The organism is Fluviicola sp. (assembly GCF_039596395.1).
Classification (GTDB): Bacteria; Bacteroidota; Bacteroidia; order Flavobacteriales_D; family Crocinitomicaceae; genus Fluviicola.
On sequence record NZ_JBCNJT010000002.1, the window covers coordinates 306246 to 331638 of the forward strand.

Here is a 25393-nt window from a genome sequence, read left to right on the forward strand (position 1 = left end):
CGGGAAGGTCAAAAAACTCTATCGAAACTTACAAGAATAGCTAAGTTACGTAGCTTTTAATTCACCATTAAAGAGTTGTTTGTTTACAGGCAACTTTGTAAATCTATGTTCCCTATGTGGTTCATTTTTATTATCCTATGCAGTTTATTTTAAACCCGGATACTATCAAAAAAGGGTGATCCGACGGACCACCCTTCTAAACTGAGATTATACCTAAAAAATTACCGAACAATTACTAATTCGATAATTGCTTTTAATCTGTTTATTATTCTACTACCAGTTTAATAACACTTGTTTTCTCTTCGCTTTGAACATGCAGGAAGTAAACTCCAGGTGTCAAATCGCTTACAGATACCGTTGTTTTAGCTGTAAAGCTGTCAACCGTTCTGATCAAAGATCCTGCCATGTTGTATACAGATCCTGTAGCCTGAGTTGCAGCAGGTAATTCAACCGTTACATACTCATTAGCCGGATTCGGATATACATTCAATCCTTCGATTGTGTTTGTTGCAACACCTGCAGTACTTGTAACTACAACCGTTGCGATCACTGTTTCAGTTCCACATTCGTTTGTCAATGTAACAGATACTTGTCTCGGACCAGCCGTTGTATAAGTATGCGTTACTGTTGCAGGTGCATTTGCGATCGTTGTTCCGTCTCCGAAATCCCATGAATACTGATCAGCATTTTGCGGGTTCAGGATAGTGAATGTGTACGTCGGCATGTTGTTTACTATGTAAATGGTTGACGCTGTAGGATGGTCCATTACAGAAACGTTGATTGAACCAACACCGATACATCCGTTAGGAGCTGTAACGTTAACTACATAAGGGCCAGCCTGAGTTACAACGCGTGTTTGAGTAGTGATCTGAGAACCACTCCATACATATGAAGCTCCAGGGTTACCTGCATCCAAAGTCAAAGATTCACCTTCACAGATTGTTGTATCGTTTCCTAAAAGAACCAATGGGTTTGTGTTCACGATCTCAACAGTCTCAATTTTTTTCGCGCAGGAAGTTGATCCGTTGCTGCTGATCCATACATCGTAAGTTCCGGGTTGAACGTTTGTAAACGCTGTTGTTGTTCCCCAGGTTGAAGGCGTTGTGTTTGCAGGTACAAATGCATATTTCACAGACGGAGAAGTAATCACTACATCTTTGATAGCTTGTCTCATGGCATCACCTCCTGTTGCAGCACCGAATACGTGTTTCCATGCAGCTGTATTTGCATTCATATAAGCAGCCGGCATCTGAATGTTTTGGAATACCGTTGATCCGTCAACTGTTAAGCTTGCTTTTCCGTTTGCATCAATTGTCAATACTACAGGAACGTCTTGCTTGATTTTCCACAAAGCGATATTTCCTACGTGAACCAATGTTCCTGTACCTGTAGGAGAAAGTGTACCTGTTACACCGTATCCAAGATAAATCCCTGCGATGTTCGGGCTGTTATCGTTCGCGTCAAAAGAAAGTCTCAATTTGGAACCTGAACCGTTCTGGTTTCCTGTTGCACTTACGTCGTCTCCGAAAGAATAGGAGATTCCGTCAGCACCACCTGTACCAAATACATTGATCGGTTGGTCAGCAGTCATTTTAAAGGAAACAGTCATGGCGTTGTTCAATCCTGTATGGAATGCCGGATCGTTGATTGTAAGCGAACCGTTAGCACTCGTTTGGGATGGAGTCAAAACTGCACGTCCACCGGAAATAGCAGCTACTCCGCCCAAAGTAACAATACCGGAAGTTACATCCGTTGTTGCTGCAAATGGGTTTGAATAAACTGTTTCGGTAGTCGTTTGCCCGAAGATAGAGCTCAATGTCACAGATCCGCCCAAATTAATACAGTCGTAATCTACAACTGCTACGTTTGCTCCGAATCCTACAGTAACGGAAGTTAAAATAGAATCAACTGCATCCGTACAGGTGTTTGATCTGAAATCTGTGTAAACTTTGTAAACGCTGTCTGCAGTTGGTGTGAAATTATATGTATTGGAAGAACTCCAATCCTGTAAAATAGCTCCGTTTGCTCCGATGAATTTGTATTCATAAGCTCCTCCACCGTTAATTACAGCAGGCATAGCAGTAGCTGTCACTGTTACAGGCGTTCCCGGAGTACAAAGTGTTGCCGGAGTGTAAGATGCTGTTCTGTCAATTTTTGACAATGGGTATACTTTAACTGTAGTTGTGTCTTTACATCCCATTACATCTGTTCCTACTACGCTATAAGTAGTAACTGCTGTCGGGTTTGCATTTACCGTATCGTTATTAGTAACGTTCAATCCTGTTGCAGGCGTCCATGCGTATGTGCTGGCACCTGTTGCAATTAATTGAGCCGGTGCTCCCGTACAATAAGCCAATTCCGTAAAGTTTGCAGCAACTGTTGGAGCCGGATTAACTACCACAGAAGCTTCTTCTGAAAAATCCTGGTCACCCGTTGCAACACAAGTAGTTACCAAACGAACGTTTACAGTGGTTGATGGAACAGTAGCGAATGTTTCTGTTGTACCTGTAGGGTAATTTACCCATCCCGATCCGTCGTTGTATTGCCACTGGAAAGATAATCCGTTAACAAACGATGTTCCTGTAACAGAAAAAGTAACAGGCACCGGAGAGTTGGAACAAACCGAAGAAACAGAAGCTGTTGCAGTTGCATGATTCGGCATTCCCGCACAAGCTACTGACGGCGCGTGAACAAACTGTGCCTGTGGTACGTATGCAAAACGTGAGTTGTTTGTACCTGCAGGCGCAGCCGGATCGATATCCGTACCATCACGGCTGATGTACAAAGATCTGTTTGAACCGGTTCCCGTATCGTAACGACGCCATGTCAGATTGACAAAGCCCGGAGCATTTTCGTCAACAGCTACTACTACATTACTTACACCGTCCCAAAGAAAGGGAGTAGCCAATGTAACTTCCACCCAGGAATTCGCAGCCGGAGTTGGCAGGGTTCCGGAAAACACTTGTGTCAAACTCCCTACAGGAATCCATGCGCTGTTACTCGCAAAAGAAGTAGTTGACGTGTTACCCATATAAACCGTCCAGTTATTGGATGATCCCAATGATCCTGTAACGTTGAAAAAGCGAACTTTTGTAATATAGTTCGGTGTACCTGCTACTGCTACGTTGAAATCAGTTGCCAGGTAAATTTGCTGAGAATACGAATAATCGTAGTTTCCGTGAATCGGAACGTTGGTAGACGTGTTGGTTCCTGTTGCAAGACTCGTTGTAATAGTCTGTGCAAAAGAAACCAAAGAACCCATCGACATCAAGATACCCAGTGTAAGGTTTCTTGCAACCGATCGATTCCTCATTTTGAAAGTTGTAAGTTTCTTCATAAGATTATGATAAGTTTATTTTTAGGCTAACTTATAAAGAACCCGGTGTTTTTACTAAATGATTAGTGAGACAAAAAGGGGACAAACCGGTTTTTGTGAAATGATTAACAGTGAGCGTTTCAAGCATGATAAATTGAACTAAATCCCTTTGATAAAGCGTGTGAGATCGTCTAAGGATTCGATATTTAATTTTTTTCGAAGACGCAGGTTGGTCTTTCGCACGGAGTCAGGAGAGATTGCCAACGTTCGTGCCATCTCCAGGTTGGACAAATTCAGTTTAATCAATGCGGCCAACCGGATCTCAGCGGCGGTAATCTCCGGGAAACGTTCCTGGAAGAAATCAAAGAAGCCCGGATTCAGCTTTTCGAACAGGCGTTTGAACTCAATCCAGTCATTTTCCGTCAGCAGGGAAAAAGACTGCAAATCATTCAGCATGGTTTCTTTCTCCGAATCTGTTTTGAAATGCTGGTTCTTTTCAAAAGCCTCTACCTGTTCCTGCAATTCAAAGATCACTTTGTTTTTATCAAACATGGTTGAAAGCAGCGCCCGCATTTCGCGCTCAGTAGCATGCAATTCGTCTTCCATTTTCTGCGCACGCAGGGTCAATAATTCCTTATCCTGGAAACGTTTGCGCTGGATTTGTTTGATGATGATAAAACTGGTCAACCCCAGAATGAGACAAATTACGAATAACCCTAAAATGATCAGGTCGTCGGTTTTTTTCTTTTCCTTGTAAATGTTGTTTTCTCCCTGTTTCCGTTCAAACTCGATCTGGAATTCCGCATTCTGAATATTCAGGAACTGCCGTTTTTCATCATTGATTTTCTTGTAGGAAATGTACTTCCGGAAACTGTTCAAAGCCATTTCGTATTGCCCCAATTTCTCGTAGTAGGTAATCTTTGTTTTATAAAGTGTTCCCCACAATTGCGGATTCGTCTCATCTTTCATCAGGCTATCAAACACTTTCATTTTTAAAGATGCCTGTGCCAGTTTGTTTTCCATCAGGTCCAACTCGATCAGTAAAGCCAGGGCATTGATCTGGCTATTCGTTTGTGCACTTTTCGTACTTACTTCGTAATCAAACTGGATGAGCTTGCGGGCTTTTTCGTTCTCTTTTTTCGACAAGGCAATGTAGCCCAAGTTCCCAGACAAAATTCCTGTCCACGCCTCGTCCTTTAATTTGACTGCCTGGTTATAAGCTTTTTGCAGATACCATTCCGAAGTTTTATTGTCCAGTTTGTCCCGGTAAATCAAACTCAGCGTGTTGTACAATTTGATCTTGCTGATTTCCGTAACATGCGAATGATGCAAGGCGATTTTCAGGTGTTTTTCTGAAAGATCAAAGCGTCTAAAAAAATAGTATATCTGACCTAATGTTTCGTGAAAAAGGGCCAAATAAGGTTTTTGAGAAGTGTAAACATGTTTCTCTTCCCGCAAGGTAATGTATAGAAAATAATAAGCTTCCCGGTATTTTTGGGCATCGCTCAAGCGCCGTCCGATTGCATAGCACAACTCTGGAAAATCTTCTCTTTCCGTTACTTTTTCCTGTCGGCAAAGTTTTCGCAGGAAGCGGTCCCACTCAGCGTTTGTGGAAAAATCGGAGGAATGATAATCTTCAAACAATCGGATAAATGAAACCCCTTTCGTTTCCTGTTCCGAAATCATTTTTGCTACTCCCTGTTCTGCATCCAGTGTTGCACCGGAAAAGAATGAGATTAGTACGCAAGAAAAGAACAATGCGGTTAAACGATAGTAAATGTGTTTCAAAGTGTCTTCAACTAGGGGTATCTTACAAAAGTAAACTATTTATTCCTCGAAGAAAAAACGAAGAATCAATAGCTTTATCAGATCACTAGACGAATAACACGCAGAATTAGTTGTTTGAAGGTCTAAAAGTTTAAAAGGATCAATCGTTCAAAAAGTCTAATTTGAATCTGCCGCGGCAGAAACATTTGAACTCTTGGTTACTTCATCAAATTGATGTGACCGGCAAATTCAAACTTTTCGTCGTTGTCATCGTCTTTGAAACGGATGACCCAGGTGTACAATCCAACCTGCGACATGCCGCCTCCCCCATACGTTCCGTCCCAGCCTACCTGCGTATCGTGCGACTCAAACACCAGTTCTCCCCAACGATTGTAGATATAGAACTCGTAAGTTGCCGGTGAAAAACCAGCTGTCATGATCGGAAGGAAAATATTGTTGTGCTCGTCGCCATCCGGTGTGAAGGTATTCGGAACATAGAACAGCAACTGGTCTTTTACGATGACAATCCGATATGCCGTATCCCGGCAGCCCTGATCGGAAATCACGATCAGTTCCACGTTGTAATTACCAATTTGCCCGATCGGGAACTGATGCGTAGGACTTACCTGGTCGGAAGTTGTTCCGTCATCAAAATTCCAGAGATTTTGGTCATTCAATGAGGAAGTATTCTCAAAACTCGCCGTCGGATCAAAGGAGAAAACCTGCTGCGGATTGGCGTTGAAAGATGCCACCGGAAGCGGATCTACACAAATCATATCCGTCAGTGTTTTCGTAGTCGTACACAAATTGTCCGCTGTAATTGTCAATGTTACATCGAAACAATCGATTCCGGTATATTGATGGCTCACGGTGGAATTATTCGAAGAAAGGGTTCCGTCTCCCAAATCCCACTGTACCACTGATCCCGGATTTGCCGTACTTTCGTTGATAAACTGTACATCCAGCGGGAAACACCCTTTGATCACATCCGAAGAAAAAGCAATGATCGGATTCTCGGTGATTTGAATAGTCACTTTTGTCGTATCGTTCACACACATCGTATCTGCGGGCAACACGTAGCTGAATTCGTAATTCCCGTTTGCCAAAAGCGACAAGTCCAACACACCCGTTGGTGCATCGAATTGATTGGTAGGGAAAGCAGATGTTTCCGTCCAGTATGGCGCTAATGTCTGGGATGAACCGGTTGTATACTGGTCCAGGTCAACCGTTGACCCGGAAGAATTACACAAATGCAGATGAGTCGGGTTGATTCCGATTGGCTGACTGTTTACAGTAATCTGGAACCGGCTGGTATCATTCGGACAATACGTTCCGAACACAACATATTCCAATAAGTTCGAACCGATTGCACCGTTTACCGTGAGTTGCCCGGCAGAAGTCAAACTTGCTCCCAGGCCGTTATTCACATCCGACCAGCTTCCGCCTGCGGTGCTTCCTGCCGAACGCAGGTTATTCAGATCCACCACACCGTTGGTTTCACACCAAATTGCCAGGCTATCGTTTCCGGCATGTTTCTGCGCTTCAAAAGTCACATTGATGGCATCTGTTTTAGCACATTGCGCGGTATTTTTTACCGTTACCTGGTATGTTCCTGTTGTTGTAACACTCAATGTCTGGTTAGTTGAACCGTCGTTCCACAAATAGGTATCTCCCGGATTTTGTGCGTCAAGCACCAGTGTAGATCCTTCGCAAAGATTGGTATCGGCTCCCAAATTCACCACCGGGAAAGTACTGTAAGTCACAACAACCGTGTCGTAAGAATAACAGATCGGTTTGAACGTAATATCATCGATCATGAAGTCGTTTCCATCATCGATCAGGTTCTGGCTCAGCATACAAATCTGCGCAGAAGTATTCAATCCTGAATTCCAGGTCTGGAAAAACTGCTGCCACGAACAACCGATCGTAGGTGTTGAGAATACCGTTCCGATCGGAGAACCGTTAATCGAGAATTGCAACTGCGCCACACTCGTGTTATTGAGTGCATTGGATGCCCAGGTACTGAACTGGTAATCGGTATTTGCGTCAACAGGCACTGTCTGGCACCAAACATTCGTTCCGGGCGTTCCTGCCCCGTTTACGACCATCATTTTTGTTCCGGGTGCTGCCGTGTGATCCGTGCAGGACATAAAATTGCTGTGCGCCAATGACGGATTCGTTGTTACGACATAGGTTCCAGCCAGTGAAACAAGTCCCCAGGTTCCGCCGGTTCCAACCGCATAACCGGTTGTAAAACCCATATTTCCCGCTTCGAAGTCTCCGTTTACAATCAGGTTGGTGCCCAGTTTTCCTACTTTTACGCTGTAGGTTCCCGGACTGGTAACAAACCGCGTCGGAGCCGTGGAGTTATTATTCCATTTGTAGGAATCATACGGGCCGGTCGTTGCCGCATTGAGCGTAATCGACTGCCCGGTACAGAGCGTGGTATCCGGCCCCAGGTTCACCTGCGTAATCATTCCGCTGCATTGGGACAAACTATTGAAAGAAAGTCCGAGCGGAATTATAAAACCGAGTTTAGCCAAACGAGAGAGCTTTGGGAATATCATTGTTCTGTACTTTACATGATAAACTTCAAAAGTAAGTTAAGGTTGCTTTATATATATGGGACAAAAACGGGACAAAACAAAAAAACGGACAAGCCGTTTTAATTTTAACAGAAGAAATCTTCAAAAGTTCAAAAAGGGTGGCTTTCCCGAAACTTCGGGACTCAGTCACCTTTTTTATAGAAACGATAATAAGGCCGCTGAGCGGAGTCGAAAGCGCCTTTATTATAAACTCCAGTATTCCAGGTCCTTGATTTTTCCTTTGTAAATTCCTTTGATATCTACGAAAACTCCGCGATTGTCTTTCATTAAGGATTTGAAATAGTTCTCATCGAGGTTTTTGTAGTTCTTGTGGTTTACCGCTACAATAATCGCATCGTAGTTGTTGCCGATCTCTACCAAACCTACCCCGTATTCGTGTTCCATTTCCTCAGAAGAAGCATGCGGGTCTACCAAATCCACTTTCACCTGGAAAGATTTCAGTTCGTTTACCACATCGATCACTTTGGAATTGCGGATGTCGGATACATCTTCTTTGAAGGTTGCTCCCATCACCAACACTTTTGCGTCGTGGATGTTTCTACCCTGGGCAATGATCTTCTTCACGGTTTGTTTCCCGATATAGAAGCCCATGGAATCATTCACATAGCGTCCGCTGTTGATGATCTTTGCGTGGTAACCGGCCTGCTGTGCTTTATGCGTCAGGTAATACGGATCAACACCGATGCAGTGTCCGCCCACCAATCCCGGTGAAAAGCGCAGGAAATTCCATTTGGTTCCGGCAGCTTCCAATACGTCGTAGGTGTTGATTCCCAGTCGGTTAAAAATGATGGATAATTCGTTGATCAATGCAATGTTTACATCGCGCTGAGTATTTTCGATAATTTTTGCAGCTTCTGCTACTTTGATGGAAGCAGCACGGTGAACTCCGGCACTTACCACCAATTCATACGTTTTCGCAATCTGGTCCAACGATTCTTCGCAGCATCCGGAAACCACTTTCACCACATTTTGCAGTGTGTGTTCTTTGTCTCCCGGATTGATTCTTTCCGGTGAATAGCCTACTTTGAAATCTTCTTTGAATTTCAGCCCGGAAATATCTTCCAGTACCGGAATACAGTCTTCTTCCGTACATCCCGGGTAAACGGTGGATTCAAATACCACGTAGTCTCCTTTTTTCAAAACCTGGGCCACTGTTTTGGAAGCTCCCAAAAGCGGACGCAGGTCCGGAAGGTTTGCATCGTCAATCGGGGTCGGAACCGCAATAATGTAGAACTGGACGTCTCTCAGATCTTCCAGATCAGCCGTAAAATGAATATCACAATTGTCGAAAGCGGTGGAATCCAATTCATTGCTCGGATCTTTTTTGTTGCGCATCATGTCTACGCGTGCCTGGTTGATATCAAACCCGACTACCTGGATTTTTTTGGCAAACTCCAGGGCAATCGGAAGTCCTACATAACCCAACCCGATAACTGCCAGTTTCGCTTCTTTCGCTACTAATTTATTGTAAATTAAGCTGCTCATTTCTTACTTTATAAATGCGTTCAATAATCTCTACTACTTTCAATCCTTCCAAAGCATTGGTTGTGGCAGAAGTACGTCCTTTCAGGGTATCAATCACATTGGTGATCACATAATGGTGGTTTGCCGCAGAACCTTTGTAAGCCCCGTAATCGTTTCCGGGATTGGTTGGTGCCAGTTCTGGCATTTCATATCCGGGAATGTTGCAAACTTCTACTTCGTTCATGTACTGTCCGCCTATTTTCACACTTCCGTTCTTTCCGACGATCGTCATGGAACTTTCCAGGTTGCGGTCAGCTACAGCCGTGGAATAATTGATACATCCCATTCCGCCGTTGATGAAATCAAAACTCACAAATCCCGAATCTTCAAAATCCGTTGAATCTTTGTGTGTGAAATCCGCAAATTTCCCCTGAATATTGTCGATATCACCGAACAACCAGTACATGATATCAATGAAATGGGAAAACTGGGTGAACAAGGTTCCGCCATCCAGGTCTTTCGTTCCTTTCCAGCCTCCTTTTTTATAATAACGCTCATCACGATTCCAATAGCAATTCAGCTGCACCATGAAAATATCTCCCAGTACTTTGTTCTCGATCAGGTCTTTGATCCATTCACTCGGAGGTGAATAGCGGTTCTGCATCACACAGAAAACCTGTTTGGATTGCTGCAGCGATTTAAAGATCACTTTTTCACACTGGTCTTTGGTTAATCCCATCGGTTTTTCAACCACTACATGCTTTTTGTTTTCCAAACCTGCCAAAGCCTGTTCCGCATGCAAACCATTCGGAGTACATACGTTCAGCACATCAAAATCGATTCCTGAAGCCAGCAATTCGTCCAATGAACTAAAGAAAGGAACATTGAAATCCGCAGCGGCACATTCTTCGACCGAACGGATATCGATCATGGCAACCAACTCAGCTTCCGGGTCTCTGCGGACCATTTCAGCATGTCTCTTCCCGATGTGTCCTGCACCAAGAACGGCAAACTTTACTTTGTGATTTTCTGGTATCATATATTCAATGCTCTGTTATCGACGGTGTTTTCAAAGCCCAAAAGTAATTAAAATTGCTTGGAATAAAGTGGTATCAGCCAAATTCGGAAATCGCATCCGTTCAATACCTGCAATCCGCGAATAAATAGCATTTTATGTGACTGTTATTTTCGGCAGACACCCAGATCCGGTTGTAAAACCCCTATGAAATAACCCGAAATCAATGATCGTTCGATGTATCAGGCCAAATACTCATTCAGCTTACACAATTCTGTGTAATCACCGGGAAATTTAATACTTTTGGTATCCTAAACCCATTTATTCATTACACACCATGAAGTTAAGAACCGTTATTCTCTTGTCGGCACTATTCACCACCCTTTTTTCTTTTTCGCAACAGGAACCGACTTCCACCCTGTTCTGGAACAATTACCTGCATACCAATCCTGCCATGACCGGAGCGGTTTACAAACACCAAGCAAACGTCAGCTGGAAAGATTATCCGCTTGTAAAACCATTTGCCAGCATGCCCTATGAACAAACGATCTTCGCCAATTATGCAGCTAAAATCGACAAAATCAACAGCGGTATCGGTGCCAGTTACCGCTACGATTCACAGGGATTTTTACAAATGCAGACCGCTTTACTTTCTTATGCCTATCACATCCCGATCAAGTCCATGTTCCTTTCAATAGGTGCTTCCGGTGGGATTAAAACGTTCAATTATACATTGCCTGATCCTTCCGATCCCAATATGGTTTCAAAAACCTGGAGGTTATCCCCGGCATTTACTACTGATTTTGGAATTGCGCTGCGTCATGAAAAGTGGAACGTCGGGCTTAGCACCACACAATGGAACCGCCCTGTTTTTCATGTAAAAGACAGCGTTGGTTACGATTACCGGTTTTTCGCACATTTTTGGCTTTTCGCAGATTACCGCTTTGATTTGGGAGCAAACTGGAGTCTCACTCCACGTGCACAGGTTGTAATGGACAACATTGATTTTGCTACTAATATACAACTGATGGCCGCCTGGAAACAGAATCTATGGTTCGGAGCCGGGGCGCAACTAAGTGGCACGAACCTTTATGCCATAAATCCAATGATCGGTTACGATATCAAAGGCAAATTCCGTATAGGATATACAGCACTTATCAGAACCAACAAGACCCCGTTCACTTACTTCAAAACCTTAACGCATGAAGTAGTGCTGGGCTTTATGTTGAAGTAACCATCCTGTTTTGTATGTGTTCATTAAAAACCACATAGAAACCATAGATCACATAGCTTTGGTTTACAGGTTTGTTGGCATTATAATAAACACACATGTCTAACCGACACGACTAATAGATTATAAACAGGCATTCTCTATGTGGTCTATGTGACTATGTGGTTGAAAAAAAATCCAAATAGCCTTTGATCTTAGATTGCCTTTACGCGGTTATCCGTCAACTGGTAACGTTCATTGCTTTCCGGGCATACCGCAAAGCCGTTCTCATCAAAAGTCAAACGGTGGCCGAAAGCGCTCATCCAGCCGATCTGGCGCGCCGGATTTCCCACCACCAGGGCATATGCCGGAACTTCTTTTGTAACAACGGATCCTGCGCCGATAAAAGCATACTCACCGATGTCATTCCCGCAAACGATCGTTGCATTCGCCCCGATGGAAGCTCCTTTACGAACGGTTGTTTTGGAATATTGATCTCTGCGGTTTACGGCTGAACGCGGATTCATAACATTCGTAAAAACCATCGACGGGCCTAAAAACACATCGTCTTCGCAAATGACTCCCGTATAGATCGAAACGTTATTCTGGATTTTCACATTGTTCCCCAAAATAACTTCCGGAGAAACGACCACGTTCTGCCCGATATTGCATTTCTCACCGATCACGCAATTCGGCATAATGTGCGAAAAATGCCAGATCTTCGTTCCTTCACCAATCGTGCAGCCTTCATCTACAACTGCTGTTTCGTGTGCAAAATAGTTCATCTCTTCAATTGAAAATGGACAATAAAGAAAATTGAAAAGATTTTGAAAATGGTTTTCGCACAAAAGGCTTAATCCTTTTTTTCAATTGTCAATTTTCAATTTTCAATTCATATTATCGAACGATGTACTTCTCAAAATCAATGTGATCCGATTGGTACAATTCCTCCTTGGTTAAACTCTTAAAATAAGCGTAAGTACGTTTCAACCCTTCTGCGCGGTCGATCTGTGGTTCCCAACCCAGTATTTCACGAGCTCTTGTGATATCCGGCTGACGTTGTTTCGGATCATCTACCGGAAGGTCTTTGTAAATCACTTTTTGGGTCGTACCCGTCAGTTTGATAATTTCTTCTGCAAACTGGCTGATCGTGATCTCATCCGGATTCCCGATGTTTACAGGATCTGAGCAGTCGCTGTGTAATAAACGCACGATTCCTTCCACCAGATCATCTACATAACAAAATGAACGCGTTTGGGATCCGTCTCCGAAAACCGTCAGGTCTTCACCGCGTAGCGCCTGCCCGATAAATGCAGGAAGTACGCGTCCGTCATTCAAACGCATGCGCGGACCGTAGGTATTGAAAATGCGGACAATGCGCGTTTCAATTCCATGGAACGTATGATAAGCCATCGTGATCGCTTCCTGGAAACGTTTTGCTTCGTCGTAAACACCACGCGGACCAACCGGGTTCACATTTCCCCAGTATTCTTCCGTTTGCGGGTGCACAGTCGGATCACCGTAAATTTCTGAAGTACTTGCGATCAGTACGCGTGCGTTCTTCACTCGCGCCAATCCCAGGCAATTGTGTATTCCCAAAGATCCAACTTTCAGGGTTTGGATCGGGATTTTCAAATAATCGATCGGGCTGGCCGGCGAAGCGAAATGCAGGATGTAATCCAGGTTTCCCGGAACATGGATGAATTTGCTCACATCGTGGTTATAAAACTCGAAGTTTTCCAGGTGGAACAAGTGCTCGATGTTCTTCAAACGTCCTGTGATGAGATTATCCATCGCAATTACATGGTAATCGTCTTTGATAAACCGGTCACATAAATGAGACCCCAAAAATCCGGCTGCTCCGGTAATCAATATGCGTTTTCTGCCTGTATTCATGTTATTGCGCTACTACGGACCTGCCGATTGAATTGTAATAGAATCCTTTTTCGTTCATTTCGGAAACCTCGAACAGGTTTCTACCGTCGAAGATAACGGAATCTTTCATCAGGGACTTCATTTTATCAAAATCCGGGTTTCTGAAAACGCCCCATTCGGTGCAGATCACCAGGGCATCCGCATCTTTCAGTGCGTCATACTCGTTGGATGCAAAAGAAATCTTTTCTCCTACCACTGCTTTCACATTTTCCATTGCTTCCGGATCGTAAGCCGTTACTTTTGCCCCTGCTGCTGTCAATGCATCGATCATATACAAAGCCGGTGCTTCGCGAATATCGTCGGTATCCGGTTTGAATGCCAGTCCCCACAAAGCAATATTCTTTCCGTTCAGATCTCCGCGGAAGAAGTTCTTCATTTTCGGGAACAAAATGGTTTTCTGCGATTCGTTTACTTCCATCACGGATTTGATGATCTCGAACGAGAAATTATGCTCCAGTCCGGAATTTACCAATGCCTGAACATCTTTCGGGAAGCAGGAACCTCCGTAACCGATTCCCGGGAACAAAAAGCGTTTGCCGATGCGTTCATCGGAACCGATCCCGATGCGTACTTTATCTACGTTCGCTCCTACCAGTTCGCAGAAGTTGGCAATTTCATTCATGAAGGTGATCTTCGTTGCCAAAAAGGCATTTGCCGCATATTTCGTGAGCTCCGCAGACTTTTCATCCATGAAAATAATCGGGTTTCCCTGACGCACGAATGGTTTGTATAACTGTTCCATGATGCGTTCGGCGCGTTCGGAAGATGTTCCCAACACCACGCGGTCCGGTTTCATGAAATCGTCTACCGCAAATCCTTCACGCAGGAATTCCGGGTTGGAAACCACATCAAAATCCACGGTCGCATGTTTCGCGATTGCGTTGTGTACTTTCTCTGCAGTTCCCACAGGAACCGTACTTTTATCTACAATAACTTTGTAATCTTTCAATAATTTACCCAACTCATCTGCTACACCCAAAATGTATCTCAGGTCAGCCGAACCATCTTCTCCCGGAGGTGTTGGCAAAGCCAGGAAAATGATTTCCGCGTCTTTAATCCCTTCTTCCAGGTTGGTAGTAAACGACAGGCGGTTTGCCTTGATGTTCCGTTCGAAAAGAACATCCAGGTGCGGTTCGTAAATGGGAACTTCCCCGTTGCGCATGCGCTCAACCTTTTTACTATCAATATCAACACATATAACCTGGTTTCCGGTTTCTGCAAAACAAGTTCCGGTAACTAAACCGACATAACCGGTTCCAACAACAGCAATTTTTTTCATGATTTAGTGAGCGTTTACGAATGTGAGAATTTCAGAACAAATATAGTTCTGTTGTTCTTCGGTCATTTCAGTATGGATTGGGAATGAGATTACGTGTTTTGTCAATTCCTCCGTAACAGGCAGGTCCAGATCTCCCAGGTTGAATGATTGGAACATTCCTTGTTTGTGAGCCGGAGCCGGGTAATAAATCATCGAAGGAATATCTTTTGAAGCCAGGTAATCCTGCAATGCATTTCTATCAACTCCTTTCAGCTGAACGGTATATTGGTGGAATACGTGTTTGGATTTTCCATCGCGGTATGGTACCTGGATCTTGTCTGAAGCACTCAATGCACGGTCGTAAAAATCAGCCACCTGAATTCTCGCAGCCACGTATTCATCCAGTTTTGGAAGTTTTACATTCAAAATAGCTGCCTGCATGGCGTCCAGCCTGGAATTGCATCCCACTACATCGTGCTGGTATTTCACTTTCTGACCGTGATTTGCCACCATTCTCAATTGTTCTGCCAACGCATCGTCATTGGTAAACATGGCCCCGCCGTCTCCATAACATCCTAAGTTCTTGGACGGGAAAAAGCTCGTACAGCCAATGTGTCCGATCGTTCCGAGTTTTTGGGTTTCCCCGTTTTGGAAATAATAATCGGAACCGATTCCCTGTGCGTTGTCTTCAATGACAAACAGGTTGTGTTTTTGGGCAATCGCCATAATTGCCTCCATATCGCAAGCCTGCCCGTACAAATGGACCGGAACTATTGCTTTTGTTTTCGGCGTAATTGCCGCCTCGATCTTTGCAGGATCCAGGCAAAAGGTTTTGGAATCTACATCCACAAATACAGGTGTCAATCCCAGTAATGCAATGACTTCTGTTGTTGCAATGTAGGTAAACGATGGAGTGATTACCTCATCTCCAGGTTTGAGCCCCAGAGCCATCATAGCAATTTGCAAGGCATCCGTACCGTTTGCGCACGGAATTACGTGCTTGACATTCAAATACGATTCCAATGATTTCTGGAAACGTTGTACGATTGGTCCGCCAATAAACACAGAAGAATCTAATACTTCCTGGATTGCTGAATCTATTTCGGATTTTATTGCCTGGTACTGGGTTGCCAGGTCCACCATTTGAATTTTTTTCACACGCTTAATCTATGGAGATTACTAAAATACTCTATTCCTGCAAAATTAATAAAAGCGGTGAATTGGGAAAACTTGAAGCAAAGTTAAATGAACTTGATTTCTCCCTCCTTGAGGAGGGATTAAGGGAGGTGGGAAATACCTGATCCGAACACTCATGACCACCCTCCTTTATCCTCCCTCGCAGGGAGGAATTCTAAAATCTTCCAGGTTGGGAAGGAATGGCAAATACTACTCAGAAAGCACGATCGCGTTGAACACCTTTTCCATTTGTTCTACCGTGTATTCCGAAGAGCAGTTGAAATTATTAATGATCAGCGAAAAACAGATTTTCTTCCCGGATTTGGTTTCCGCATATCCCGAATACGCTTTGATGCGCTTCATGGTTCCGCTTTTTGCATGTATTTTCCCTTCTGCAGGCTGATTCTTGCAAACGGAAGAAAGTGTTCCGGAAACTCCTGCAACCGGTAAAGTGGCATAAAATGCATCGAATTCTTTGGCGGTCGACATGTATTTCAGCATTTCACAGAAATGGTTGGCCGAAATGGCATTACTGCGTGACAAACCGGAACCGTCTGTGATATACAACCCGATGGTATTGATCTTTCCCGACCAATAGTTCATCATCCTGGAAATGCTGTTGTCTACCGAGCCGTTTCCGGAAGTTCCGTAACCGATCCAGCACAACACTTCCTCCGCAAAAAGGTTCACGGATTTCATATTTGTCCACCAGGCAATGGAATTCAGGGTTTTTCCCTTGTAGGTAAAGAACAGTTTCATAGCAGCATAGCGCGTACTTGCCGAAACGATGGTTAAATTCCGTGCTGAAAGAGCCGTTTCCTTTACTTCCACTCCTTTTGCTTTCAAAACGCGTGTAAATTCCTGGGAAAAAGTCAATTCCGGGTCGGGCAAACTTCCTTTCACGGTAAATCTTCCCAAACCTGCGCCCAAAGTCCCTGTTCCGAAGCGGTCCATGGAATACGGAGCTCCGTAGATGTAAGAGTTATCTCCCGAACCGCCTGTCTGGATGTAATTCACATATTTCAATCCTTCAACGGACGGAGTTGTTCCTAAAAAAGTGGTTTTCGTACCGCTTTTGGCCCCTACCTGGAAATGGTAACGCAACATGTTGTCGTAGATCGGAAGCCCGGAAGCCCCAGCTCCGTAATAATTCCCCATATCACCCCAATTCCAGCCGTCTGGAGCACCTTCATAGCCAAATTCGGAAGCATCTGCCACCACAGCACCGTTGATTTTTTTGATTCCCAGTTTCACAAGCGTGTCCACCCATTTTTCCATGAATTCGGATTCTCTTCCATCGCCATTGTAATAGCGACTTCCAAGTGCAACGTCTCCTCCGCCCCTGATCCATAAATTCCCGTTGAGCACTCCATCTTTTGTCAGTTCACCATCCAGGTAAATACGTGTTTGCGGTGCATAGTTTTTTCCCAATAACTGAAATGCGGTTGCTGTTGAAAACAACTTGGTGGTAGAAGCCGGAGGTAAAGCCAGTGAAGGATTTTTAGCTGCCAGCACCTGCCCCGTAGCACAATCCATCGCCTCAAAACTGATGGATGCATTCGCGAAATAAGCGTTGGAAGAAAAAGCATCGATTGCCGCCTGGATAGATTGTTGGGAAAAACTGAAACTCCCCGCAAAAAGAACACTAAATCCGACAGAAACAATGCGTGATATCAACTTGAAATGAATCATAACGTAAAGTTCTGGTTTATCGGCTTGCAAATTTTCTGCCACTTAAAAACTTTTGAACACTTCAATCAGGAAAGTTTCCATTTGGCGGGTTCCAATTAACATTTTACAAAACATTTAGTTGGATTATCCGTACCTTTGGAAAGGTTCAATAAATTACAAGAGTCAAACAAAGTTTAAGGAGTCCCAAACGGATAAAGGCACTCAAACCTGGTTGAATTTTAAAACCATTGAACTTTTGAACTATTTAAACTGTGGATAATCAATGCCAAAAGTGCTGCGAATCATTAATCGATTCAATATTGGTGGACCAACTTACAACGCTGCTTTCTTGACGAAATTCATTTCTGAGGACTATGAAACCTTATTGGTAGGCGGTCTGCCGGAGAAAGACGAATCGGATTCCCTGCATATTTTGGAAGATTATGGTGTAAAGCCCCTGTTAATTCCGGAAATGAAGCGCATTCCGAATTTAAAATCAGACCGGGAAGCGTATCGGAAAATCAAACAGATCATCGAAGAATTCCAGCCGGACATTGTGCATACACATGCTGCAAAAGCAGGAGCACTGGGCAGAAGGGCAGCAAAAGCAGCCGGCGTTCCGGTAATCGTGCATACTTTTCACGGACATGTTTTCCATTCTTACTTCGGGAAGGCAAAAACCTGGCTGTATAAACTCATCGAACGCAGGCTTGCGAAACTTTCCACCGGGATTATTGCCATCAGTCCACTTCAAAAAGAAGAACTGAGCAGCATTCACGGGATTTGCAAAGCGGATAAGATCAAAGTTATCCCGCTTGGGTTCGACCTGCTGAAGTTCCGGGAAAACCTGGCTGAAAAACGAATGGAAACGCGCCGGAAATGGAAACTGAACGAAGATGAAGTCGCCGTGGCGATTGTAGGGAGACTGGCACCGATCAAAAACCATCAGTTATTCCTGGATGTGATTGAAATATTAGCTGAAAAGGGCGTGAAAGCGCGTTATTTTATTGTAGGCGACGGTCAGGAAAAAACAACCATTGAACAACGGGCAAAGCAACTGGAAACCAACTATGGTTTACGGATTGAATTAACGAGTTGGATAAAAGACATTGCCACATTCAATGCCGGAATGGATATTATCTGCCTGAGTTCGGATAATGAAGGCACACCTGTGAGCTTAATTGAGGCCCAGGCAAGCGGAGTTCCGGTCATATCAACGGATGTGGGCGGAGTAAAAGACATCCTGGATGAAGGAAATACCGGCTTTGTTGTTCCCAAAAAAGATGCCGCAGCATTTGCCGGAAAACTCCGCTTATTGATCGAAAACAAAGAAATTCGCACGAAAATGTCACAAAATGGCTGGAACTTCGTAAGAGATAAATTCCATTATACTACTTTGGTAAAAAACATGGAGAATTATTATGCTGAACTCATTGAAAAGACTCGTAAAAATGCGAAATAAAGGGGTATTATTTTTCTTCCTGACCGCTTTGTTCCTGGTGCAATCCTGCGGGATCAACAGCAACCTCATGTTCCGTACTCCCAAAGGAGTGAAGGAAGTAAAAGACAGCATTCCGTTAAAACCGGCTGCGGAATACAAAATTTCCCGTGATGATAAATTCACGTTCATGCTTTATACCAATGAAGGAGAACGGATTGTGAACGAAATGGCCGGAATGAACAAGGATGCCGTTGCAAAAACAGAGATTGAATATGTGGTAAGGCCCGACGGAAGAGCAGACCTGCCTATTCTGGGATCAACACCGGTTGCCGGATTGACCGTCAAGGAATGCGAAGACACACTTGCCAAACTGTTCGAACAGAAAAACGGGTACAACAAACCTTTCGTACAGGTAAAACTCACCAATCAGCGGGTGATCGTATTTCCCGGAAACGGAAGTGCTGCGAAAGTTGTCCCGCTCCAAAATAACAATACCACGCTTATGGAAGCCATCGCCCTGGCAGGTGGGATCGCCGAACGCGGAAAGGCCAGCAAGATCAAAATCATGCGAGTGGTAAACAATGTTCGCACCATGTACGTTGTCGACCTGTCGAAAATAGAAAACCTGCAGTACGCCGATATGATTATCCAGGCCAATGATTATATTTATATTGAGCCGAAAGAGCAAGTGGGACAGGAAACGATCAAAGTGGTAGCACCGATTGTTTCGTTAATTACCAGCGGACTTGTCATCATTACCGTATTCTCAACACTGAAATAACGTGAATTCTTCAAACTCATCCATATTTATCAATAAAGATTACAATCCGATCATTGTGAGCGTAATCCTTCGCCGCTATTGGTGGTGGGTTTTACTGTTGATCTTTTTGTTCCTGGGCATTGCATTCTTTTATTTGAGGTATACCAAGCCGGTCTACGATTCCAGTATGATCATACAACTGGTTGAAAAAGACCAGGGAAAAGAGTTGCTCGAACTCGACAACATCAATAAAAACGAGGACATTTCCTCTGAAATAGAACTTCTTCGGTCTCAATTGCTTTTCGAGATGGCTATTTCGAAAATGAACATGAATGTGTCGATCTTTGCCGAAGGGAAAATTCTTACCGAAGAAAAATACCATCAAAGTACCTTCACAATACTTCCATATGCGCTTCGCGACAGCAGTTTGTGTGACATTCCGATTGAAGTGGAAACACTGGATAATCACCGGGTGAAACTGAGTTATACCGCAAATGGCAAAATGTATTCGAAAACTTCAGATGTGAATCAGAACATTCACACGCAGCATTTTGACATTGCATTCAAAGTGGAGAATTGGGATGTACTCAAACAGGACGATGAGGCAAACCGTCTTTACTTTACATTCAACAACCAAAAAACGCTGGCTTCACGTCTGATCGCAAACCTGGCGGTAAATCCGATTGATGTGAATGCGAAAACGATCGAATTGCGCTACAACGGAAATAACCCCGAATTGTGTAAAGACATTATCCAGTCCGTAACTACTACTTTCTTCAATTACGACGAAGAAATGAAGCGAAAAAGTGCGGATAATATTCTTTCGTTCATTCAGCTGCAACTGGATTCCATTTCCGGAGAACTGAAAGATTCGAAAGACAGCCTGACGGATTTCCAGCGAAAAACACACCTCGCGGATCCTGAAGCGACCGGTGGTACCCTTTCTGATAACATGGACAAATTCCAGGATATGCTTTTCGAACTGGAAAATGAACTGGCTACTTTAAAAATAGTCCATTCGAAGTTGAAATCGGAACCGAACCGGCTGGATATTTACCGCCTGATCCCGGAAATGCTCGGTAAAAGCTTTGAGGCATCATTGACCAAGCAGATCACAGACCTGAATACCTTACTGGAGCGGAAAGAAGAATTGCTGACAAATGTTACGGAGAACAATTCGGAACTGAAAAACCTGAATTCGCGCATCCAGTCCAAAGTGCAATCCATCCGCCGAAGCGTCGAAGTAATCCAGGAACGTATTCGCTCACAAATCACTACCATCAACGGGAAAATCGGGGTGATCGAAGGAGAATACCTGAAACTTCCTCAAAAGAAAATGGAATACAACCGCCTGAAGTCACTTCAGGACCTGAATGAAAAATACTACACGCTTCTAACCGAGAAAAAAGTCATGTATTCCATTTCCAATGCGGGCTATACTTCCAGCAACCGGATATTGAACGACGCTTCTTTAAATACTGTTCCGGTAAGTCCGAACCGGAAACTGGTTTACGCCGGTTTCACGTTCATCGGTTTTATTTTTGGGTTTGCCCTGCTGTTCTTTAAGTACATTACTTTCAATGAGATCAACACCGTTGAAGATCTGAAACAGCTGCTTCCGGACAAAATAACGATTCTGGGGAACATCCCGCAGTTACGGGAAAGCTCTGAATTCAGCCAGTTGATGATTCACAACAATCCGAAATCGATCCTGGCAGAATCCATGCGGAATATCCGTACCAATCTCAGTTTCGTCAATGCAAATGCGCGTGTGATCGCCATTTCTTCGTCGATCTCGGGAGAAGGAAAAACCTTCGTTGCCCTGAACCTGGCGGGAATTATTGCACTTTCCGGGAAGAAAACTATCGTGATCGACCTGGATCTCAGAAAGCCGAAAGTCCATTTGGGATTGAATGTTGCCAATGACAAAGGGATCAGTAACCTGATCATTAACCAGGCAACGCTTGAAGAATGTATCCGCCACTCGGAAATTGAGAACCTGGACTTCATCAGTGCCGGGCCTATTCCTCCCAATCCTTCCGAATTGATTCTCAGCGACTCGTTTTTTGAAATATTGGAAGCCCTGAAATCCAGATACGATGTGGTTATTATTGATAATCCGCCCGTTGGTTTGGTTACAGATGGTGTTCAGATCCTGGCAAAAGCAGATGTTCCGATCTACATCTTTAAAGCACATTATTCCAAGCGTATTTTTGCAGGAAGAGTGCGTGAATTGTTTGAAATGAACCAGATTACGCATTTGAATGTCATTCTGAATGGTACCAAAGTCTTTAAAGGGAAATATGGTTACGGATATGGCTATGGTTATGGATATGGCTATTACGATGAAGAGGATAAAAAGAAGAGGAAGAAGTAGCGATAGTCCCCCGCGGCGGAAAGACTGAGGTTCCGTCTGAAAAGACCGCAATCTGAAGGAAGAAGAATTAAAAACAAATAAATGGAATTTAAACGTACGGCAATTGCCGATGTGATACTGATACAACCTACTATTTTCGGTGATGAAAGGGGCTACTTTTTTGAGTCTTTCCATCAGCAGAAGTTCAACGAGTTCATTGGTTCGGAAGTTTCTTTCGTACAGGACAATGAATCGAAATCTTCCAAAGGCGTGTTGCGCGGCCTTCACTTCCAGGCTCCTCCGCATGCACAGGGAAAATTAGTAAGGGTTGTAAAAGGAAGCGTGCTGGACGTTGCTTTGGATATTCGCAAAAGTTCACCGACTTACGGAAAGCATGTTTCGTTTGTCCTGAGCGGGGATAATAAAACCCAGGCTTACATCCCGGAAGGCTTTGCCCATGGTTTTGTGACCCTGGAAGACGATACTGTTTTCCAATACAAATGCACCGACTGGTACAATCCATCCAGCGAAGGAAGCATCTTTTGGAATGATCCTGCGTTAAACATCCGATGGGAAGAAACGGATCCGGTTTTATCTGCAAAAGATCAGACCGGAATCCTTCTGGCAGATTTTATTACTCCATTTGAATAGGTAAAGATGACGTTTGAAATAACTTTGGCATGTATTGGATTCCTGATTATGGGAATCATCATGAGCTATGTATCCAATGGAATCCTTCTGCGATTTTCCCAAAGCCTGGGAATCCGGAATAAGAACGACGTAACGGTACGCTGGGCCAATGAGTCGAAACCATCTTTGGGCGGGATCGGTTTTTTTGTTGCTTTCTTCTTCGGAACAGTAGCCTACTCGATCATTTTTAACAATGAGAATATCTTTCAGAACCGGCAGTTTGTGGGATTAATGACCGCAGGCACCATTTCCTTCATCATGGGGCTGGCAGACGATGCTTACAACACCCGGCCATTTATCAAATTGTTCGTACAAATCCTTTGCGGGATGATTTTCGTTTACACACACAATATCATCGAACTGACACAGATCGGTTGGGTAAATGCGCTGATTACGGTGACGTGGGTCGTTGGAATGATGAATTCCCTGAACATGCTCGATAACATGGACGGAATTACGGGAACTACTTCCCTGTTCCTGCTCCTTTCCTGTTTGGCGAGTAATGTCATTTTGTTCGATTGGAACATGAACATCTGGACGCTTACCATGCTCATCCAGATCGGGGCGATTATCGGGTTTCTGGGATACAACATCTATCCTTCCAAGTTGTTCATGGGCGATGCCGGAAGCCAGTTCATCGGGTTGTTTGTTGCCTTCTTTTCCATTCATGAATTGTGGAATATCGGAAATGTGACGCTGTTAAATCCGCTAACCGGCGGAGCAATCACGCTGATTGCCTTCACCCCCGCAATTTCAGACACACTTACAGTTGTGATCAACCGGTTGAGAAAGGGAAAGTCCCCCATGGTCGGTGGAAAAGATCATACGACCCATCATTTGGTGTATTCGGGGTTAAACGACCGCCAGGTGTGGCTCGTTTTCCTCGGAATCGGGCTGATGGCTACTCTGGTAACGATTTTAGCAGTTGTCTTCGCGAAAATGGGGAATCCGTGGATGGCGTTTTTCCTTACCAGCTACTTTTTTGCCGTGTTTTTTGTGTTATACCGCAACACGATTGTTCACAAGAAGTAACTTGTTTCCAAGACATAGGGAATTTGAACCACATAGGGACATAGGTCACATAGATTTACAAAGTTGCCTGTAAACAGACAACTCTTAGTGGTGATGGATATAAATCAACCGCTAAATGCTTAATTATTCCTGCAAGTTCCGGTATAATTCATTGACCAGTGTTTTTTGACCTTCCCGAAAGATATTCGTACAATTAAAGTTGATGAGAATTCCTTTAGGCGCATCCAAAAGTTTCATATAGCTTAAAAGTTGGGCTTCATATATTGGTTCGAGTGATTTTGTTGCTTTTAATTCAACTACTATAGAACCTGCTACATACAAATCTCATCGCAACATTGTTTCCAACAGTTTATCTCTATAGCTTACCGGAACAATCATTTCTGTTTCAAAAGAAATTCCTCTATCCATTAATTCGATCTTCAGACACTCATGATAGATACTTTCAAGTAAGCCTGGACCTAATTGACTATGTACTTCGATAGCAGCTCCAATTATATCATAAGTTAATTGATCTAAATAGGATTTTGTCATAAAATGGGAATAATGATTATTTACTTAATATAACAAAAATTTGTATAATAACAATCAACTTCTATGTGACCTATGTCCCTATGTGGTTCATGGCATTATTCTCCTATTTGGTTATTATAAAACTCGCATTAGATTGTGTAATTTTGTAGTGCTTTAATTGCATGACATGAGACACATTTTCATTTGCTTATCTCTTACTTTAATGGTTGCATGCCAGAATAACGAAACCAAAGAGAAAAAAGAAGAGGCGAAACACCAGGAAGTCGTTGCTGCATCCGCTGTAGTTTTCCCGGCCTTGCCCCAAAGCATGGAGTTTGCCGGAACGACCATCAATCTCCAGGACGAAGATCTGCGCGAACGACTGGACCGCGAAGTGCTCATGACGGCCTATTACCAAAGCGCGTGGATCGGAGCCATTAAACGTGCAAACAGATATTTTCCTGAAATTGAACGCATTCTGAAAGAAGAAGGTGTTCCAAACGACTTTAAATACCTGGCAATCATTGAAAGTAACCTGCAGCAGGCAATTTCACCGGTCGGTGCACAGGGTTTCTGGCAATTCATGCCGGCAACCGCCAAATTATACGGCTTACAAATGAACGATGAAATTGACGAGCGCCTGAATATTGAAAAAAGTACGCATGCGGCCTGCCAATACCTGAAAGATGCACACAGCACACTGAATGATTGGGTCATGACAACTGCTTCTTACAACCGCGGAGTCGGCGGGGTAATCGATGACATGGAATGGCAAAAAACAGAGCACTATTTCGATACTTACCAAAACAGCGAAACCGGTCGGTACGTTTTCCGCCTGCTTGCAACAAAACTCATTTATGAGAACCCGGAAGCCTATGGTTTTTACCCGGATAAAATGGAATTGTATGAACCATTCCGTGTTCAGAAAGTAGTTGTGGAAGAATCTATCCCGAACCTGGCACTTTGGTCAAACGATCAGGGCTTTAATATCAAAATTCTTCGTAAATTAAATCCTTGGTTGAAAACAACCAAATTGACCATAAAGGCAGGAAAGAAATTCACCCTGCTTTTGCCGGCAGCTTCCGAAAATCTGAAACCATATAACGCTTATAAGTAGCGGGTCAAAAGGTTGAAACGGTTCAAAAAGTTCCATGAAATTTGAACTCTTGAACTCTTTGAACTCTTG

17 protein-coding genes and 1 pseudogene are annotated in these 25393 nt (G+C 43.7%); 7 read left to right on the forward strand and 11 right to left on the reverse strand.

The features are described 5' to 3' along the window. Positions 1-265: 265 nt before the first annotated feature. From ABDW02_RS10455 to ABDW02_RS10475, 5 genes are all read right to left on the reverse strand, one after another. On the reverse strand, positions 266-3313 hold the full coding sequence (locus ABDW02_RS10455; RefSeq protein WP_343634501.1) for a T9SS type A sorting domain-containing protein: 3048 nt from the start codon (positions 3311-3313) through the stop codon (positions 266-268). A gap of 162 nt (positions 3314-3475) precedes the next feature. Beyond that, complete coding sequence (locus tag ABDW02_RS10460; RefSeq protein ID WP_343634502.1) at positions 3476-5104, reverse strand: hypothetical protein; 1629 nt, start codon at positions 5102-5104, stop codon at positions 3476-3478. A 197-nt stretch (positions 5105-5301) separates the two neighbouring features. Next, positions 5302-7626, reverse strand: coding sequence for a PKD domain-containing protein (locus ABDW02_RS10465; RefSeq protein WP_343634503.1), 2325 nt, complete (start codon positions 7624-7626; stop codon positions 5302-5304). Between the two features lie 246 nt (positions 7627-7872). Beyond that, complete coding sequence (locus tag ABDW02_RS10470) at positions 7873-9174, reverse strand: nucleotide sugar dehydrogenase (RefSeq protein ID WP_343634504.1); 1302 nt, start codon at positions 9172-9174, stop codon at positions 7873-7875. Then, entirely contained in the window at positions 9152-10192 is a 1041-nt protein-coding gene (locus tag ABDW02_RS10475; protein WP_343634505.1) for a Gfo/Idh/MocA family oxidoreductase, read from the reverse strand. Before ABDW02_RS10475 ends, ABDW02_RS10470 begins: the two co-directional genes overlap by 23 nt. A gap of 313 nt (positions 10193-10505) precedes the next feature. On the opposite strand from ABDW02_RS10475, the gene ABDW02_RS10480 reads away from it, so the two are divergent. After that, positions 10506-11402: a PorP/SprF family type IX secretion system membrane protein gene (locus ABDW02_RS10480; RefSeq protein ID WP_343634506.1), complete on the forward strand. Its 897-nt coding sequence runs from the start codon at positions 10506-10508 to the stop codon at positions 11400-11402. Positions 11403-11593: 191 nt separating this feature from the next. On the opposite strand, the gene ABDW02_RS10485 is transcribed toward ABDW02_RS10480, so the two are convergent. From ABDW02_RS10485 to dacB, 5 genes are all read right to left on the reverse strand, one after another. After that, the gene (locus ABDW02_RS10485) at positions 11594-12163 is read right to left on the reverse strand and encodes an acyltransferase (RefSeq protein ID WP_343634507.1); all 570 of its coding nucleotides are present in this window, start codon (positions 12161-12163) and stop codon (positions 11594-11596) included. A gap of 112 nt (positions 12164-12275) precedes the next feature. Continuing rightward, positions 12276-13274 carry a UDP-glucuronic acid decarboxylase family protein gene (locus tag ABDW02_RS10490; RefSeq protein WP_343634508.1) on the reverse strand — a complete coding sequence of 333 codons (999 nt, stop codon included), beginning with the start codon at positions 13272-13274 and terminating at the stop codon, positions 12276-12278. 1 nt (position 13275) lies between these two features. Next, entirely contained in the window at positions 13276-14592 is a 1317-nt protein-coding gene (locus tag ABDW02_RS10495; protein WP_343634509.1) for a UDP-glucose/GDP-mannose dehydrogenase family protein, read from the reverse strand. Between the two features lie 3 nt (positions 14593-14595). Continuing rightward, the gene (locus ABDW02_RS10500) at positions 14596-15714 is read right to left on the reverse strand and encodes a DegT/DnrJ/EryC1/StrS family aminotransferase (RefSeq protein WP_343635939.1); all 1119 of its coding nucleotides are present in this window, start codon (positions 15712-15714) and stop codon (positions 14596-14598) included. 243 nt (positions 15715-15957) lie between these two features. Continuing rightward, the gene (gene dacB, locus ABDW02_RS10505) at positions 15958-17439 is read right to left on the reverse strand and encodes a D-alanyl-D-alanine carboxypeptidase/D-alanyl-D-alanine-endopeptidase (protein ID WP_343634510.1); all 1482 of its coding nucleotides are present in this window, start codon (positions 17437-17439) and stop codon (positions 15958-15960) included. A 262-nt stretch (positions 17440-17701) separates the two neighbouring features. On the opposite strand from dacB, the gene ABDW02_RS10510 reads away from it, so the two are divergent. The 5 genes from ABDW02_RS10510 (at position 17702) to ABDW02_RS10530 (ending at position 23697) form a co-directional block, all read left to right on the forward strand. Next, on the forward strand, positions 17702-18880 hold the full coding sequence (locus ABDW02_RS10510) for a glycosyltransferase (protein WP_343634511.1): 1179 nt from the start codon (positions 17702-17704) through the stop codon (positions 18878-18880). After that, positions 18870-19640: a polysaccharide biosynthesis/export family protein gene (locus ABDW02_RS10515; RefSeq protein ID WP_343634512.1), complete on the forward strand. Its 771-nt coding sequence runs from the start codon at positions 18870-18872 to the stop codon at positions 19638-19640. Before ABDW02_RS10510 ends, ABDW02_RS10515 begins: the two co-directional genes overlap by 11 nt. Position 19641: 1 nt before the next feature. Beyond that, positions 19642-21996 carry a polysaccharide biosynthesis tyrosine autokinase gene (locus ABDW02_RS10520; protein WP_343634513.1) on the forward strand — a complete coding sequence of 785 codons (2355 nt, stop codon included), beginning with the start codon at positions 19642-19644 and terminating at the stop codon, positions 21994-21996. Positions 21997-22077: 81 nt separating this feature from the next. Then, positions 22078-22626 (forward strand): dTDP-4-dehydrorhamnose 3,5-epimerase, encoded by a 549-nt coding sequence (gene rfbC, locus ABDW02_RS10525; protein WP_343634514.1) that lies wholly within the window; start codon positions 22078-22080, stop codon positions 22624-22626. A gap of 6 nt (positions 22627-22632) precedes the next feature. Continuing rightward, positions 22633-23697: an MraY family glycosyltransferase gene (locus ABDW02_RS10530; protein ID WP_343634515.1), complete on the forward strand. Its 1065-nt coding sequence runs from the start codon at positions 22633-22635 to the stop codon at positions 23695-23697. Between the two features lie 123 nt (positions 23698-23820). Here ABDW02_RS10530 and ABDW02_RS10535 read toward each other — a convergent pair. Beyond that, positions 23821-24228: pseudogene (locus tag ABDW02_RS10535) on the reverse strand (GxxExxY protein). A gap of 166 nt (positions 24229-24394) precedes the next feature. Here ABDW02_RS10535 and ABDW02_RS10540 point away from each other — a divergent pair. Beyond that, on the forward strand, positions 24395-25324 hold the full coding sequence (locus ABDW02_RS10540; protein WP_343634516.1) for a lytic transglycosylase domain-containing protein: 930 nt from the start codon (positions 24395-24397) through the stop codon (positions 25322-25324). Positions 25325-25393: the final 69 nt, after the last annotated feature.